General features: G+C 65.8%; 11 protein-coding genes and 1 tRNA gene. All 12 read left to right on the forward strand.

The genetic code is table 11. The annotated features are described in order from the left end of the window. The first annotated feature begins 168 nt into the window (after positions 1-168). The 12 genes from QWY84_RS19930 (at position 169) to fusA (ending at position 15,536) form a co-directional block, all read left to right on the forward strand. Positions 169-244, forward strand: a tRNA-Trp gene (locus QWY84_RS19930). Positions 245-308: 64 nt separating this feature from the next. Further along, positions 309-686 (forward strand): preprotein translocase subunit SecE, encoded by a 378-nt coding sequence (gene secE / locus QWY84_RS19935; protein ID WP_290204811.1) that lies wholly within the window; start codon positions 309-311, stop codon positions 684-686. A 3-nt stretch (positions 687-689) separates the two neighbouring features. Further along, entirely contained in the window at positions 690-1,223 is a 534-nt protein-coding gene (gene nusG / locus QWY84_RS19940) for a transcription termination/antitermination protein NusG (RefSeq protein WP_290204812.1), read from the forward strand. A gap of 95 nt (positions 1,224-1,318) precedes the next feature. Further along, positions 1,319-1,750: a 50S ribosomal protein L11 gene (rplK, locus tag QWY84_RS19945; protein ID WP_290204813.1), complete on the forward strand. Its 432-nt coding sequence runs from the start codon at positions 1,319-1,321 to the stop codon at positions 1,748-1,750. Positions 1,751-1,753: 3 nt separating this feature from the next. After that, positions 1,754-2,449 carry a 50S ribosomal protein L1 gene (gene rplA, locus QWY84_RS19950; protein WP_290204814.1) on the forward strand — a complete coding sequence of 232 codons (696 nt, stop codon included), beginning with the start codon at positions 1,754-1,756 and terminating at the stop codon, positions 2,447-2,449. Between the two features lie 280 nt (positions 2,450-2,729). Beyond that, a complete protein-coding gene (gene rplJ / locus QWY84_RS19955) occupies positions 2,730-3,257 on the forward strand; it encodes a 50S ribosomal protein L10 (protein ID WP_290204815.1) in 528 nt (175 codons plus the stop codon). Positions 3,258-3,345: 88 nt separating this feature from the next. Beyond that, positions 3,346-3,729 (forward strand): 50S ribosomal protein L7/L12, encoded by a 384-nt coding sequence (gene rplL, locus QWY84_RS19960; protein ID WP_290204816.1) that lies wholly within the window; start codon positions 3,346-3,348, stop codon positions 3,727-3,729. Positions 3,730-3,921: 192 nt separating this feature from the next. Continuing rightward, positions 3,922-7,986, forward strand: coding sequence for a DNA-directed RNA polymerase subunit beta (gene rpoB / locus QWY84_RS19965; protein WP_290204817.1), 4,065 nt, complete (start codon positions 3,922-3,924; stop codon positions 7,984-7,986). Positions 7,987-8,064: 78 nt separating this feature from the next. Continuing rightward, positions 8,065-12,348, forward strand: a complete 4,284-nt coding sequence (gene rpoC / locus QWY84_RS19970) for a DNA-directed RNA polymerase subunit beta' (RefSeq protein ID WP_290204818.1) — start codon at positions 8,065-8,067, stop codon at positions 12,346-12,348. A gap of 195 nt (positions 12,349-12,543) precedes the next feature. Further along, the gene (gene rpsL / locus QWY84_RS19975; RefSeq protein ID WP_290204819.1) at positions 12,544-12,918 is read left to right on the forward strand and encodes a 30S ribosomal protein S12; all 375 of its coding nucleotides are present in this window, start codon (positions 12,544-12,546) and stop codon (positions 12,916-12,918) included. 41 nt (positions 12,919-12,959) lie between these two features. After that, positions 12,960-13,430 carry a 30S ribosomal protein S7 gene (gene rpsG, locus QWY84_RS19980; RefSeq protein ID WP_290204820.1) on the forward strand — a complete coding sequence of 157 codons (471 nt, stop codon included), beginning with the start codon at positions 12,960-12,962 and terminating at the stop codon, positions 13,428-13,430. Between the two features lie 18 nt (positions 13,431-13,448). Next, positions 13,449-15,536, forward strand: coding sequence for an elongation factor G (gene fusA / locus QWY84_RS19985; protein ID WP_290204821.1), 2,088 nt, complete (start codon positions 13,449-13,451; stop codon positions 15,534-15,536). The last annotated feature ends 157 nt before the right edge of the window (positions 15,537-15,693 follow it).

The following is a 15,693-nucleotide window of genomic DNA, read 5'->3' on the forward strand; positions in this document are numbered from 1 at the left end:
TTGCCATTCGCGAAGGCGGCCGCACCGTCGGCGCCGGCGTCGTCTCGAAGATTATCGAGTAATTCGGGGGTCGCCGTCGCACGGAACAATGCGGTAGACTGTGCGGCGCGGTGCGGCTTGGTCCGCTCCGCGTCGTCGCCGCTTCGGTTCCGTGGTACCAGGCACAACAGGCCAGTAGCTCAATTGGCAGAGCAGCGGTCTCCAAAACCGCAGGTTGGGGGTTCGAGTCCCTCCTGGCCTGCCACTCAACATGATGGCAGGGTCCACCGCCGCATGCGGCACACCCCGTTCGGAGTCCCTCGGAACCGATGAAGTCCAGGCCCAACACCGAAAACTCGCCGGCTGATACCGTCAAGCTGGTGACGGCGCTCGTCATTCTCGGCGCCGGGATTGTCGGCTTCTACGTGTACGAAGATCAGCCGCAGATCTTCCGCGTCCTCGGCATCCTTGCCGTTGGCGCCGTGGCCGTCGGCATTGCCGTGACCAGCAATCCGGGACAGAACCTCTGGCGATTCCTCCAGGACGCCCGCACCGAGGTGCGCAAGGTGGTCTGGCCGACCCGGCAGGAGACGGTGCAGACCACCATCATCGTGCTCATCGTGGTGATCCTGGTGGCCATATTCCTCTGGCTTCTGGACATGCTCCTTTCCTGGGGCTTCCAGCAGATCATTCTTCCGGGAGGCTGACGCATGACGATGCGGTGGTACGTGGTTCACGCCTACTCGGGCTTCGAGAACAAGGTCAAGCAGTCCCTGGAGGAGCGCATCAAGCGCGCCGGGATGGAGGACAGGTTCGGCGAGATCCTGGTCCCCACCGAGGAGGTGGTCGAGATCCGGGGTGGCCAGAAGCGGCGCAGCGAGCGCAAGTTCTTCCCGGGCTACGTGCTGGTGCGCATGGAGATGGACGACGACACCTGGCACCTGGTCAAGGAGGTGCCGCGGGTGATGGGGTTCATCGGCGGTCGCAGCGACAAGCCGGCGCCCATCTCCGACAAGGAGGCCGAGCAGATTCTCAACCGCGTCCAGGAGGGCGTGGAGAAGCCGCGCCCGAAGGTGCTGTTCGAGGTCGGCGAGGTGGTGCGCGTCATCGACGGCCCCTTCACCGACTTCAACGGCGCGGTGGAAGAGGTCAACTACGACAAGAGCCGTCTGCGGGTCGCGGTGCTGATCTTCGGCCGCTCGACGCCCGTGGAGCTCGGGTTCGATCAGGTCGAGAAGGCCTGACGGAGCTGTACTGCCCCGGGGCCGGTTCATCCGGCGGCGGGGCAGCGTAACCGGGGAGCCGCAAGGCGTTCGTACCCACGACAGGAGGCTATATCATGGCCAAGAAGGTATCAGCTTACATCAAGCTGCAGGTCAAGGCGGGGCAGGCCAATCCCTCGCCGCCGGTGGGCCCTGCGCTGGGCCAGCACGGCGTCAACATCATGGAGTTCTGTAAGGCGTTCAACGCCCAGACCCAGGAGCTGGAGCCGGGGCTGCCGATTCCGGTGGTGATTACGGTCTACGCCGACCGCAGCTTTACGTTCATTACCAAGACCCCGCCGGCGTCGATCCTTCTCAAGAAGGCTGCCGGGATCAAGAGCGGCTCCGGGCGCCCGAACACCCAGAAGGTGGGCAAGGTGACCCGGGAGCAGCTCGAGGAGATCGCCCGCACCAAGGAGCCGGACCTGTCCGCCTCCGACATGGATGCGGCGGTACGGACCATTGCCGGCAGCGCGCTGAGCATGGGTCTCGACGTGGAGGGGGTCTGAATCATGGCGAAGCTCACCAAGCGCCAGAAGGTGTTCGCGGAGAAGGTGGATCGCTTGCGCTTCTACCCGGTGGATGACGCCTTCAGTCTGCTGCAGTCGCTGCCGGCGCCGCAGTTCAAGGAGACCGTGGAAGTCGCGGTGAGCCTGGGCGTGGATCCGCGCAAGTCGGACCAGATCGTGCGCGGCTCCACGGTGCTGCCCAACGGCACCGGCAAGAGCGTGCGGGTGGCCGTGTTCGCCCAGGGGGACAAGGCCGACGCGGCGCAGGAAGCCGGAGCCGACGTGGTCGGCATGGACGACCTGGCGGAGCAGATCCGCGGCGGCGACCTGGACTTCAACGTGGTCATCGCGAGCCCCGACACCATGGGGACGGTCGGCAAGCTCGGAACCATTCTGGGCCCGCGTGGTCTCATGCCGAACCCCAAGGTGGGCACCGTCACCCAGGACGTGGCCACCGCGGTGAAGAACGCCAAGGCGGGCCAGGTGCGCTACCGCACGGACCGCAAGGGCGTCATCCATGCAGGGATCGGCAAGATCGATTTCACGCCGGATCAGCTGCGCGAGAATCTGGAGGCCCTGGTCTCGGACCTCTGGAAGGCGAAGCCGGCGGCGGCCAAGGGCATCTACTTCAAGAAGGTGACCGTGTCGTCGACCATGGGACCCGGCGTCAACGTCGACCTGTCGACGGTGAAGTACTGAGGAATCCGCATCAGGTGCCGGCGCGACCGGTACCTGCGCGGTGTCTTGAGGCTGTCGGAACAGCGGCAGCCGTCGGAGACCGCACGGCGTGGCTCCGGCCACTTAATCGACCATGTACATGGTCGGCCGGCGCAGACGGTGCAGCCCCCGGGCAGATTCATGCTGCGGAAGGCGACCGTTTGACCCCGCAAGGGGAGAGCCGGGCTCCGGCCCGGCTCGAACGCGCCCTGGCATCCACCGGATGCCGGGGGTCATGGCCCGTTCCAGGAGGACATTATCAATGCCAATGAGTCTGGAACAGAAGAAGGCGATGACCGCGGAAGTCAATGCGGTCGCCAGGACGGCCCACTCGGCCGTTGCCGCGGAGTATCGCGGCATCAAGGCGACCCAGATGGACAGCCTGCGCGCCCAGGCACGCAATCAGGGGGTCTACCTGCGGGTAGTCAAGAACTCCATTGCGCGTCGGGCGGTTGAGGGCACGGACTTCGAGTGCATGACCGAGCGCTTCGAAGGCCCGCTGATGCTCGCATTCTCCCAGGAGGATCCGGGCGCAGCGGCACGGCTGGTGAAATCCTATTCCAAGGAGAACGCCAGGCTGGTTCCGAAGTTCGTCGCGGTCAGCGGCTCGGTTTACCCGGCCTCCGAACTGGAGCGCCTGGCGAGCCTGCCCACCCGCGACGAGGCCCTGAGCAAGCTGATGGCGACCATGAAGGCGCCCACCCAGAAGCTGGCGACCACCTTGAACGAGGTGCCCGGCAAGCTGGTGCGGACGCTGGCCGCCATTCGCGACGCCAAGGAGGCGGGCTGACCGGCTTTCGGGTTTTGCCTGATTGTTTCAATCGATGCAGCAGACGCCCCGCGGGGCTGATCTGACCGTTCAAGCAGGAGTATATGCAATGGCTGTTTCCAAAGAGGAAATCCTCGAGACCATCGGGAACATGAGCGTCCTTGAGGTCGTCGATCTCATTGAGGCGATGGAAGAGAAGTTCGGCGTCACCGCGGCCGCAGCCGTGGCCGCTGCGCCGGCCGCCGGCGGTGGCGGCGAGGAGGCCGAGGCCGCCGAGGAGCAGACGGAGTTCGACGTTGTCCTGAGCAGCTTCGGCGACAACAAGGTCGGCGTGATCAAGGCCGTGCGCGGCATCACCGGCCTGGGCCTGAAGGAGGCGAAGGAAGTCGTCGAGGGCGTGCCGTCTTCTCTCAAGGAGGGCGTGTCCAAGGAAGAGGCCGACGACATCAAGAGCAAGCTGGAAGAGGCTGGCGCGTCCGTCGAGATCAAGTAACACTTGACGGTGGCAAGCGCTGGCAAGCTGTATCGGGATCGGCTGGTGGCCGTGAGGGCCGCCGGCCTTTTCCCGTTTCCGGGATAACCGGAGGAGCGGGCAGGTTCAAAGTTACGTGCTTCGGCGCTGACCTGAGTACGGAAGTTTGAGCAACTGTCTCGTTCTCCGGACGAACATGGGTGAGGAACCTCGATGGCCTATTCGTTCACCGAAAAGAAGCGTATCCGCAAGGATTTCGGCAAGATCCCCAACATTCTGGAGGTCCCCTATCTTCTAGCGACGCAGCTGGATTCCTACGAAAAGTTCCTGCAGCCCGGCAAGGCGCCCGACGCCCGCGACGAGGCGGGGCTGCATGCGGCCTTCCGTTCGGTGTTCCCGATCAGCAGCTATTCGGGCACGGCCGCGCTGGAGTACGTGAACTACCGTATCGGCACGCCCGTGTTCGACGTCCAGGAGTGCCAGCTCCGCGGCATGACCTATGCGGCGCCGCTGCGCGCCCTGGTGCGCCTGGTCCTGTATGACAAGGACGCCAAGACGGTCAAGGACGTCAAGGAGCAGGAAGTCTACATGGGCGAGCTGCCGTTGATGACCGAGAACGGCACGTTCGTCGTCAACGGTACGGAACGGGTCATCGTCAACCAGCTGCACCGCTCCCCGGGTGCGTTCTTCGACCATGACAAGGGCAAGACGCATTCCTCCGGCAAGCTGCTGTTCACCGCCCGGGTGATCCCCTATCGCGGCTCCTGGCTCGATTTCGAGTTCGATCCGCGCGACAACATCTTCGTGCGCATCGACCGCCGGCGCAAGCTGCCGGCGACGGTGCTGCTGCGGGCGCTGGGCTACGGTCCGGAGGAAATCCTGGACCTGTTCTTCGAGAAGAACACCTTCCACCTGAAGAAGAAGAGCGTGGTCATGGACCTGGTGCCGGAGCGCCTGCGGGGCGAGACGGCGCAGTTCCCCATCGAGCTCGACGGCGAGACCCTGGTGGAGCAGGGGCGGCGGATCACCGCGCGCCACATCCGGCAGATGGAGAAGGCCGGGCTCAACCAGCTCACCGTGCCCGAGGAATACCTGGAGGGCCGGATCCTGGCGAAGGACGTGGTGGACAGCTCCACCGGCGAGATCATCGCCGAGGCGAACGCGGAGCTCACCCCGGAGATCATCCAGTCCATCCGCGACGCCGGCATCAAGAAGATCGACACGCTGTTCGTCAACGACCTGGACCAGGGGCCGTACATCTCCAACACCCTGCGCATCGACACCACGCGCACGCAGCTCGAGGCGCTGGTGGAGATCTACCGCATGATGCGCCCGGGCGAGCCGCCGACGAAGGATGCCGCCGAGAACCTGTTCCAGAACCTGTTCTTCTCGGAGGACCGCTACGATCTCTCCGCCGTGGGGCGCATGAAGTTCAACCTTCGTGTCGGCCGCGACGAGGTCACCGGCCCGGGGACGCTGGCCAACGACGACATCCTGGATGTGTTGCGTACGCTCATCGACATCCGCAACGGCAAGGACTCGGTGGACGACATCGACCATCTCGGCAACCGCCGCATCCGCTCGGTGGGCGAGATGGCCGAGAACGTCTTCCGCGTCGGCCTGGTGCGCGTCGAGCGGGCGGTGCGCGAGCGGCTGAGCCTGGCCGAGAGCGAGGGGCTGATGCCCCAGGAGCTCATCAACGCCAAGCCCGTGGCCGCGGCGATCAAGGAGTTCTTCGGCTCCTCGCAGCTGTCGCAGTTCATGGACCAGAACAACCCGCTCTCCGAGGTCACCCACAAGCGGCGCGTGTCCGCCCTCGGGCCCGGCGGCTTGACCCGCGAGCGGGCCGGCTTCGAGGTGCGCGACGTGCACCCGACCCACTACGGCCGGGTCTGCCCCATCGAGACGCCGGAAGGGCCGAACATCGGCCTGATCAACTCGCTGGCCTGCTATGCCCAGACCAACCGCTACGGCTTCCTGGAGACGCCGTACCGGCGGGTGGTGGACGGCCAGGTCACCGACCAGGTGGACTACCTCTCGGCCATCGAGGAGTCCCGCTACATCATCGCCCAGGCCAACGCGCGCCTGGACGAGAACGGCTACCTGGCGGACGACCTGATCTCCATCCGGCACCAGAACGAGTTCGGCATGTCCACGCCGGACAAGATCCAGTACATGGACGTCTCGCCGAAGCAGACGGTATCCGTCGCCGCGGCGCTGGTGCCGTTCCTGGAGCACGACGACGCCAACCGCGCGCTCATGGGTGCCAACATGCAGCGCCAGGCGGTGCCGACGCTGCGCGGCGAGAAGCCCCTGGTGGGCACCGGCATGGAGCGTGCCGTGGCCACCGACTCCGGCGTCACCGTGGTGGCGCGGCGCGGCGGCGTGGTCGAGTCCGTGGATGCCGCCCGCGCGGTGATCCGGGTCAACGACGACGAGACCGCCCCCGGCGAGCCGGGCGTGGACATCTACAACCTGACCAAGTACACCCGTTCCAACCAGAACACCTGCGTCAACCAGAAGTCCCTGGTGAACGTGGGCGACGTGGTGGCCCGCGGCGACGTGCTCGCCGACGGACCCAGCACGGACATGGGCGAGCTGGCCCTCGGGCAGAACATGCTCGTCGCCTTCATGCCCTGGAACGGCTACAACTTCGAGGACTCCATCCTCATCTCCGAGCGGGTGGTCCAGGAGGATCGCTACACCACGATCCACATCGAGGAGCTCACCTGCGTGGCCCGGGATACCAAGCTCGGGCCGGAGGAGATCACCGCCGACATTCCCAACGTGGGCGAGTCCGCGCTGTCCAAGCTGGACGAGTCGGGCATCGTCTACATCGGCGCCGAGGTCAAGGCCGGCGACATCCTGGTGGGCAAGGTCACGCCCAAGGGCGAGAGCCAGCTGACCCCGGAGGAGAAGCTCCTGCGGGCGATCTTCGGCGAGAAGGCCTCGGACGTGAAGGACACCTCCTCCCGCGTGTCCTCGGGCATGGACGGCACCGTCATCGACGTGCAGGTGTTCACCCGGGACGGCGTGGAGAAGGATGCCCGGGCGCTGTCCATCGAGAAGGAGGCGCTGGCGAAGATCCGCAAGGATCTGGATGACCAGTACCGCATTTTCGAGGACGACGCCTTCCAGCGCATCCAGTCCGCCATCGTGGGCCTCGAGGCGGAAGGCGGGCCCAACGGGCTCACCGCCGGCAGCGAGGTCACCGAGAAGTACCTGGAGACGCTGGACCGCGAGAAGTGGTTCGAGATCCGGCTCAAGGACGAGTCCGCCAACGAGCTCCTGGAGCGCGTGCAGCAGCAGCTCAAGTCCCAGCAGGAGGCCTTCGAGCGGCACTTCGAGGAGAAGAAGGAGAAGATCACCCAGGGTGATGATCTCGCGCCCGGCGTGCTCAAGATGGTCAAGGTCTACCTGGCCGTGAAGCGGCGCTTCCAGGCCGGCGACAAGATGGCCGGCCGGCACGGCAACAAGGGCGTGATCTCCATGATCGTGCCCCAGGAGGACATGCCCTTCGACTCCGACGGCCGGCCCGTGGACGTGGTGCTCAGTCCCCTGGGCGTGCCCTCGCGCATGAACGTGGGGCAGGTGCTGGAGGTGCACCTGGGCTGGGCGGCCAAGGAGCTGGGACGCAAGCTCGGCAACATGCTGGACGCCAAGTCCCGGGTGGACGACCTCCGCCAGGAGCTGGACGCGATCTACAACCACAGCGGGCAGACCGTGGACCTGGCCGATCTGTCGGACGAGGAGGTGATGCGCCTGTGCGACAACCTCCGCGGCGGCGTGCCCATGGCCACGCCGGTGTTCGACGGCGCCCGCGAGGAAGAGATCAAGTACATGCTGCGCCAGGCGGGCCTGCCGGAGTCGGGGCAGACCACGCTCTACGACGGCCGCACCGGCGATGCCTTCGAGCGCCCGGTGACCGTGGGCTACATGTACATGCTCAAGCTCAACCACCTCATCGACGACAAGGTGCACGCCCGTTCCACCGGGCCGTACTCCCTGGTCACCCAGCAGCCGCTGGGCGGCAAGGCGCAGTTCGGTGGCCAGCGGTTCGGCGAAATGGAGGTCTGGGCACTGGAGGCCTACGGCGCAGCCTATACGCTGCAGGAGATGCTGACGGTGAAATCCGACGACGTGAACGGCCGTACGCAGATGTACAAGAACATCGTCGACGGCGAGCACGAGATGAAGGCGGGCATGCCCGAATCCTTCAATGTGTTGATCAAGGAGATCCGCTCCCTCGGTATCAACATCGAGCTGGAACAGGACTGATCACCGGGAACATTGCCGCCGGCCGGCGCGCCGGCGGCAGCGTCAGCATTCACCAACAAGGTTGGCGGACGAACAGCTATGAAAGACCTTCTCAATCTGTTCAAGCAGACCGGCGCACAGCCGGACGATTTCGACGGCCTCCGGATCCGGTTGGCCTCGCCGGAGATGATCCGGTCCTGGTCCTTCGGCGAGGTCAAGAAGCCGGAGACCATCAATTACCGTACCTTCAAGCCGGAGCGCGACGGCCTGTTCTGCGCCAAGATCTTCGGCCCGGTGAAGGACTACGAGTGCCTGTGCGGCAAGTACAAGCGGCTCAAGCACCGCGGCGTGGTCTGCGAGAAGTGCGGCGTCGAGGTCACCCTGGCCAAGGTGCGCCGCGAGCGCATGGGCCACATCGACCTGGCCAGCCCGGTGGCGCACATCTGGTACCTCAAGTCGCTGCCTTCGCGCATCGGGTTGCTGCTGGACATGACCCTGCGCGACATCGAGCGCGTGCTCTACTTCGAGGCGTTCATCGTCATCGATCCGGGCATGACGCCGCTGGAGCGCGGCCAGCTGCTCACCGACGAGGGCTACCTGGATGCCGTGGAACAGTACGGTGACGAGTTCGACGCCCGCATGGGCGCGGAGGCGGTCAAGGAGCTGCTCTCCAGCGTCGACCTGCGGGAGGAGCAGAAGAAGCTCCGGGAAGAGCTCGACGCCACGAACTCCGACACCAAGATCAAGCGGCTGTCCAAGCGGCTCAAGATCGTCGAGGCGTTCGTGCAGTCCGGGAACCACCCGGAGTGGATGATCCTGGACGTGCTGCCCGTGCTGCCGCCGGACCTGCGGCCGCTGGTGCCGCTGGACGGGGGGCGCTTCGCCACCTCGGATCTCAACGACCTCTACCGGCGGGTGATCAACCGCAACAACCGCCTCAAGCGGCTGCTGGACCTCAACGCGCCGGACATCATCGTGCGCAACGAGAAGCGCATGCTGCAGGAGTCGGTGGACGCGCTGCTGGACAACGGCCGGCGGGGCCGCGCCATCACCGGCACCAACAAGCGTCCGCTGAAGTCCCTGGCCGACATGATCAAGGGCAAGCAGGGCCGTTTCCGGCAGAACCTGCTGGGCAAGCGCGTGGACTACTCCGGCCGCTCCGTGATCGTGGTCGGCCCGACCCTGCGCCTGCACCAGTGCGGGCTGCCCAAGCGCATGGCGCTGGAGCTGTTCAAGCCGTTCATCTTCTCCAAGCTCCAGCGGCTGGGCCTGGCCACCACCATCAAGGCGGCCAAGAAGATGGTCGAGCGCGAGGTGCCCGAGGTCTGGGACATCCTCGAAGAGGTGATCCGCGAGCACCCGGTACTGCTCAACCGTGCGCCGACGCTCCACCGCCTGGGCATCCAGGCGTTCGAGCCGGTGCTCATCGAGGGCAAGGCCATCCAGCTTCACCCGCTGGTGTGCACCGCCTACAACGCCGACTTCGACGGCGACCAGATGGCCGTGCACGTGCCGTTGTCCCTGGAGGCGCAGCTGGAATCCCGGGCGCTGATGATGGCCACCAACAACGTGCTGTCGCCGGCCAGCGGTGATCCCATCATCGTGCCCTCCCAGGACGTGGTGCTGGGGCTGTACTACATGTCCCGGGAGCGGGTGAACGCCCGCGGCGAGGGCATGGCCTTTACCGACCTCAACGAGGTGCACCGCGCCTACGACAGCGGCACGGTGGATCTGCAGGCGAAGGTCAAGGTGCGCATCCCCGAGCTCCGGGTGGACGACGACGGCAACCGCGAGACGGTGATCACCCGCTACGACACCACCGTGGGACGTGCCCTGATCTACCGCATCATGCCGGAGGGGCTGGCCTTCGACCTGGTCAACCGGGAGATGAACAAGAAGGCCATCTCCGCGACCATCAACGCCTGCTACCGCGACGTGGGGCTGAAGGACACGGTCATCTTCGCCGACCAGCTCATGTACATGGGCTTCTACTTCTCCACCCGCGCGGCGGTGTCCATCGGCGTCAACGACATGGTCATCCCCGAGGAGAAGGGGGAGATCCTCGGCCGCGCCGAGGAAGAGGTCAAGGACATCGAGGAGCAGTATGCCTCGGGCCTGGTGACCAACGGCGAGCGCTACAACAAGGTCGTGGACATCTGGGCGCAGACCAACGACTCGGTGGCGAACGCCATGATGGACAAGCTCGGCACCGAGACGGTGGTCGACGCCGAGGGCAACGAGGTGCAGCAGACCTCGTTCAACTCCATCTTCATGATGGCCGACTCCGGGGCCCGCGGCTCGGCGGCGCAGATCCGCCAGCTCTCGGGCATGCGCGGTCTCATGGCCAAGCCGGACGGCTCCATCATCGAGACGCCCATCACGGCGAACTTCCGTGAAGGGCTGAACGTGCTGCAGTACTTCATCTCCACCCACGGCGCCCGCAAGGGCCTGGCGGACACCGCGCTGAAGACGGCCAACTCCGGCTATCTCACGCGCCGCCTGGTGGACGTGACCCAGGATCTCGTGGTCACCGAGGAGGACTGCGGCACCGACAACGGCGTCTACATGGCCCCGATCATCGAGGGCGGCGACGTGGTCGAGCCGCTCAGCGAGCGGGTGCTCGGGCGGGTGCTCTGCCACGACGTGCTCGACAGCGAGAGCCAGGAGGTGGCGATCCCCGCCGGCACGATGCTGGACGAGGCCCTGGTCGACCGGCTCGAGCGTATGGGTGTGGACGACGTCAAGGTGCGCTCGCCCATCACCTGCGATACCCGCCACGGCGTGTGCTCGCTGTGCTACGGGCGTGACCTCGCCCGCGGGCACCAGGTCAACGTCGGCGAGGCCGTGGGCGTCATGGGCGCCCAGTCCATCGGCGAGCCCGGCACGCAGCTCACCATGCGGACGTTCCACATCGGCGGCGCCGCCTCCCGCGCGGCCGCGGTAAGCGACGTCGAGGCGAAGTCGGACGGCCGTGTGCGCTTCCACAAGCTCAACACGATCCGCCACCACTCCGGGAACCTGGTGGTGACCTCCCGCTCCGGCGAGATCACGATCATGGACGAGCAGGGTCGCGAGCGCGAGCGCTACAAGGTCCCCTACGGCGCCACCGTGACGGTCGACGAGGGCGACGCGGTCGAGGCCAACCAGGTGGTGGCTTCCTGGGATCCGCACACCCACCCGATCGTCACCGAGGTGCGCGGGCGCCTGCGCTTCTTCGATTTCATCGAGGGCGTGACCGTCAACCGGCAGGTGGACGAGATCACCGGGCTGTCGAGCCTGGAGATCACCGATCCCAAGAGCCGGGGCAACCAGGAGTACCCGAGCCAGCTGCCGGGCGCCAAGCAGGACGAGCGGGTGGCGGCCAAGGACATGCGGCCCATGATCAAGCTCGTCGACGACAACGACGAGGACATCATGATTCCGGGCACGGACATCCCGGCCCAGTACTACCTGCCCGGCGGCGCCATCATCAGCGTCGAGGACAACGCCGAGGTGGACGTGGGCGACGTGCTCGCCCGGATTCCCCAGGAGTCGTCCAAGACCCGCGACATCACCGGCGGCCTGCCCCGGGTGGCGGACCTGTTCGAGGCCCGCAAGCCCAAGGAGCCGGCCATCCTGGCGGAGATCTCCGGGACCGTGTCCTTCGGCAAGGAGACCAAGGGCAAGCAGCGGCTGATCATCACGCCCCAGGAAGGCGACAGCCACGAGGAGCTCATTCCCAAGTGGCGCAACATCAACGTCTTCGAGGGCGAGCATGTGGAGAAGGGCGAGGTCGTCGCCGACGGCGAGCCGAGCCCCCACGACATTCTTCGCCTGCTGGGCGTCCCGGCCCTGGCCGCCTACGTGGTCAAGGAGATCCAGGACGTCTACCGGTTGCAGGGCGTGAAGATCAACGACAAGCACATCGAGGTGGTCATCCGCCAGATGCTGCGCAAGTGCGAGGTCACGGAGCCGGGGGACAGCACGCTGCTCCGCGGCGAGCAGGTGGACCGGGCCACCGTCGAGGAGATCAACGACGAGCTCCGCATCGGCGACAAGCAGCCCGTGGAGTACCAGCCGCTGCTGCTGGGCATCACCAAGGCCTCGCTGTCCACGGAGTCGTTCATCTCGGCGGCGTCCTTCCAGGAGACCACGCGGGTGCTCACGGAGGCCTCCGTGCGCGGGGCCAAGGACGAGCTCCGCGGTCTCAAGGAGAACGTCATCGTGGGACGCCTCATCCCCGCCGGCACCGGCTACGCCTATCACGAGGAACGCCGGCGGCTGCGCCAGGCGGACCTGCCGACGACGGCGGCGGATGCCGAAGCGGAGCTGGCCTCGGAGCTCGCCGAGACCGAGCGGGCCGGCAGCGAGGCGGATGCCTCCGGGGAGACGCCGGACGAGTAGCGGGGCAGGCTGCCCCGGGGCAAGTTCCTGCCCCGGGGCGGCCCCGCCCTGGCTTCGTCCGTCGCATTCCCGTCAAAGCCCCGCCAGACAAGGCCTTGGTTGACAGCCCAGGGCCGTCTGCCTACAATTGCGCACCTTCGACAGGCCGGCCCGCTCGGCCTGTCGTTCTGTTTACGGTTTGGAGTGAGCGAGTTCATGGCTACTGTTAATCAGCTCGTCCGTAAGGGACGCCGCAGCAAAGCCGCCAAAAGCAACGTGCCGGCGCTGGAGGCCTGCCCTCAGAAGCGCGGCGTGTGCACGCGGGTGTATACCACCACGCCGAAGAAGCCGAACTCGGCCCTGCGCAAGGTCGCGCGTGTACGCCTGACCAACGGCTACGAGGTGGCCTCGTACATCGGCGGTGAAGGCCATAACCTCCAGGAGCACTCGGTGGTGCTCATCCGCGGCGGTCGTGTCAAGGACCTCCCGGGTGTGCGCTATCACACGGTCCGGGGCGCGCTCGATACCGCCGGTGTCGACAAGCGCCGCCAGGGCCGTTCCAAGTACGGTACCAAGCGCCCCAAGGGCTAGCGGTCTCCGTTTACGTACTCTGACAGGTTTCGGATACAGACATGCCGAGAAGACGAGAAGTCCCCAAACGCAAGGTGCTGGCGGATCCCAAGTTCGGGAGCGAGATGTTGGCGAAGTTCGTCAACATGCTCATGCGCGACGGCAAGAAGTCCGTCGCCGAGCGCATCGTCTACGATGCCCTCGACCAGATCCAGTCCAAGGGCTCCGATGAGCCGGTGGGCGTCATGGAGCAGGCGCTGGAGAACATCCGGCCGGCCGTCGAGGTGAAATCCCGGCGCGTCGGCGGTGCCACCTACCAGGTGCCCGTGGAAGTGCGCCCGGAGCGGCGCAACACGCTGGCGATGCGCTGGCTCATCGATGCCGCGCGCAAGCGCAGCGAGAAGACCATGGCGCAGCGCCTGGCGGGCGAGATCCGGGAAGCGGCCGAGAGCCGCGGCAGCGCCGTGAAGAAGCGGGAAGACACGCATCGCATGGCCGAGGCCAACAAGGCGTTTTCTCATTATCGCTGGTAACAGCAAGGGTATTTGACCGTGCCACGCAAGACTCCAATCGAGCGCTATCGCAATATCGGCATCATGGCCCACATCGATGCCGGCAAGACCACTGTCACGGAACGCGTGCTGTTCTATACGGGCATCTCCCACAAGATGGGCGAGGTGCACGACGGCGCCGCGGTGATGGACTGGATGAGCCAGGAGCAGGAGCGTGGCATCACGATCACCTCTGCCGCGACCACCACCTTCTGGCAGGGGATGGACAAGCAGTACCCCGAGACCCGGATCAACATCATCGACACGCCGGGCCACGTGGACTTCACCATCGAGGTCGAGCGCTCGCTGCGGGTGCTCGACGGCGCCGTCTGCGTGCTGGATGCCAACGCCGGCGTGGAGCCGCAGACCGAAACCGTCTGGCGCCAGGCCAACAAGTACAGCGTGCCGCGCATGGTGTTCGTCAACAAGATGGACAAGATGGGCGCGGACTACTACCGCTGCGTGAAGATGCTCAACGACCGGCTCGGCACCCACGCGGTGCCGATCCAGCTGCCCATCGGCGCCGAAGACCAGTTCGCCGGCGTGGTCGATCTCATCGGCATGCGGGCTATCTACTGGAACACCGAGGATGCCGGTGTTACCTACGAGTCCCGCGATATCCCGGACGAGCTCAAGGAAACGGCCGAATCGCACCGCGAGCAGATGGTCGAGGCCGCGGCCGAGGCCGATGAAGAGCTCATGAACAAGTACCTCGAGGGCGAGCTAACCAACGACGACATCCGCGCCGGCCTGCGCAAGCGGACCATCGCCAACGAGATCGTGGCCGTGACCTGCGGCAGCGCGTTCAAGAACAAGGGCGTTCAGGCGCTGCTGGATGCGGTCATCGAATTCATGCCGAACCCGTGGGATGTCCCCGCCATCCAGGGCGAGCTGGACGACGGCACGCCGGCCGAGCGCCACCCCGACGACGACGAGCCGTTCTCCGCGCTGGCGTTCAAGATTGCCACGGACCCGTACGTGGGCACGCTGGTGTTCTTCCGCGTCTACTCCGGGGTCATCAACTCCGGCGACCAGGTGTACAACCCGGTCAAGAGCAAGAAGGAGCGCATCGGCCGGCTGGTGCAGATGCACTCCAACGAGCGCAAGGAGATCAAGGAGGTCCGGGCCGGCGATATCGCCGCCGCCGTGGGCCTCAAGGAAGTCACCACCGGCGATACGCTGTGCGCGACGGACAAGCACATCACCCTGGAGCGCATGGAGTTCCCCGAGCCGGTGATCTCGGTGGCGGTGGAGCCCAAGTCCAAGGCCGACCAGGAGAAGATGGGCATGGCCCTGGGCAAGCTCGCCCAGGAGGACCCGTCCTTCCAGGTGCGCACGGACGAGGAATCCGGCCAGACCATCATCTCCGGCATGGGCGAGCTGCACCTGGAGATCATCGTCGACCGGCTCAAGCGCGAGTTCAAGGTCGAGGCCAATGTGGGCAACCCCCAGGTGGCCTACCGCGAGTCCATCCGCAAGGAAGTCGAGCAGGAAGGCAAGTTCGTGCGCCAGTCGGGCGGTCGCGGTCAGTACGGCCACGTCTGGATCCGCCTGATCCCGCTCGAGCGTGGCGGCCACTACGAGTTCGAGAGCCAGATCGTCGGCGGCGTGATTCCGAAGGAGTACATCCCGTCCGTGGACAAGGGCATCCGGGAGCAGGCCGAGAACGGCGTCATCGCCGGTTATCCGGTGGTCGATTTCAAGGTGCAGCTGTTCGACGGCTCGTACCACGATGTTGACTCTTCGGAAATGGCGTTTAAGATTGCCGGCTCCATGGCGTTCAAGGAAGCCGTGGTCAAGGCCGACCCGTGCCTGCTCGAGCCGATCATGGCCGTGGAGGTTGTCACGCCCGAGGACTACATGGGCGACGTGGTCGGCGACCTCAACCGGCGCCGCGGCACGATCAAGGGCATGGAAGAGACGCCCATGGGGCGGAATATCCGCGCCGACGTGCCGCTCAAGGAAATGTTCGGTTACTCCACGGACTTGCGCTCCACGACACAGGGTCGGGCCAGCTACGTGATGGCCTTCGATCACTACGCGGAAGCGCCAGCAAGCGTTGCGGCAGAGGTGCAGAAGGCGTCCTGAGGGGCGCCGTTCGGCCGCTGTGCTGCGGCCACTCCACGGTAGTCAGTAGCAAGCCGCTGCACGGGCGGCGGCAACAGAACAAGGGGATGAGTCGTGTCCAAGAGCAAGTTTGAGCGTAAGAAGCCGCACTGCAATGTCGGTACGATTGGTCATGTGG

The sequence above is a fragment of the Aquisalimonas lutea genome (assembly GCF_030409225.1).
GTDB lineage: Bacteria > Pseudomonadota > Gammaproteobacteria > Nitrococcales > Aquisalimonadaceae > Aquisalimonas > Aquisalimonas lutea.

Bases quoted from the DNA above. Each gene is read 5' to 3' on its own strand.
- secE (WP_290204811.1), top strand. From the start codon at position 309: ATGAAGTCCAGGCCCAACACCGAAAACTCGCCGGCTGATACCGTCAAG.
- nusG (WP_290204812.1), top strand. From the start codon at position 690: ATGACGATGCGGTGGTACGTGGTTCACGCCTACTCGGGCTTCGAGAAC.
- rplK (WP_290204813.1), top strand. From the start codon at position 1,319: ATGGCCAAGAAGGTATCAGCTTACATCAAGCTGCAGGTCAAGGCGGGG.
- rplA (WP_290204814.1), top strand. From the start codon at position 1,754: ATGGCGAAGCTCACCAAGCGCCAGAAGGTGTTCGCGGAGAAGGTGGAT.
- rplJ (WP_290204815.1), top strand. From the start codon at position 2,730: ATGCCAATGAGTCTGGAACAGAAGAAGGCGATGACCGCGGAAGTCAAT.
- rplL (WP_290204816.1), top strand. From the start codon at position 3,346: ATGGCTGTTTCCAAAGAGGAAATCCTCGAGACCATCGGGAACATGAGC.
- rpoB (WP_290204817.1), top strand. From the start codon at position 3,922: ATGGCCTATTCGTTCACCGAAAAGAAGCGTATCCGCAAGGATTTCGGC.
- rpoC (WP_290204818.1), top strand. From the start codon at position 8,065: ATGAAAGACCTTCTCAATCTGTTCAAGCAGACCGGCGCACAGCCGGAC.
- rpsL (WP_290204819.1), top strand. From the start codon at position 12,544: ATGGCTACTGTTAATCAGCTCGTCCGTAAGGGACGCCGCAGCAAAGCC.
- rpsG (WP_290204820.1), top strand. From the start codon at position 12,960: ATGCCGAGAAGACGAGAAGTCCCCAAACGCAAGGTGCTGGCGGATCCC.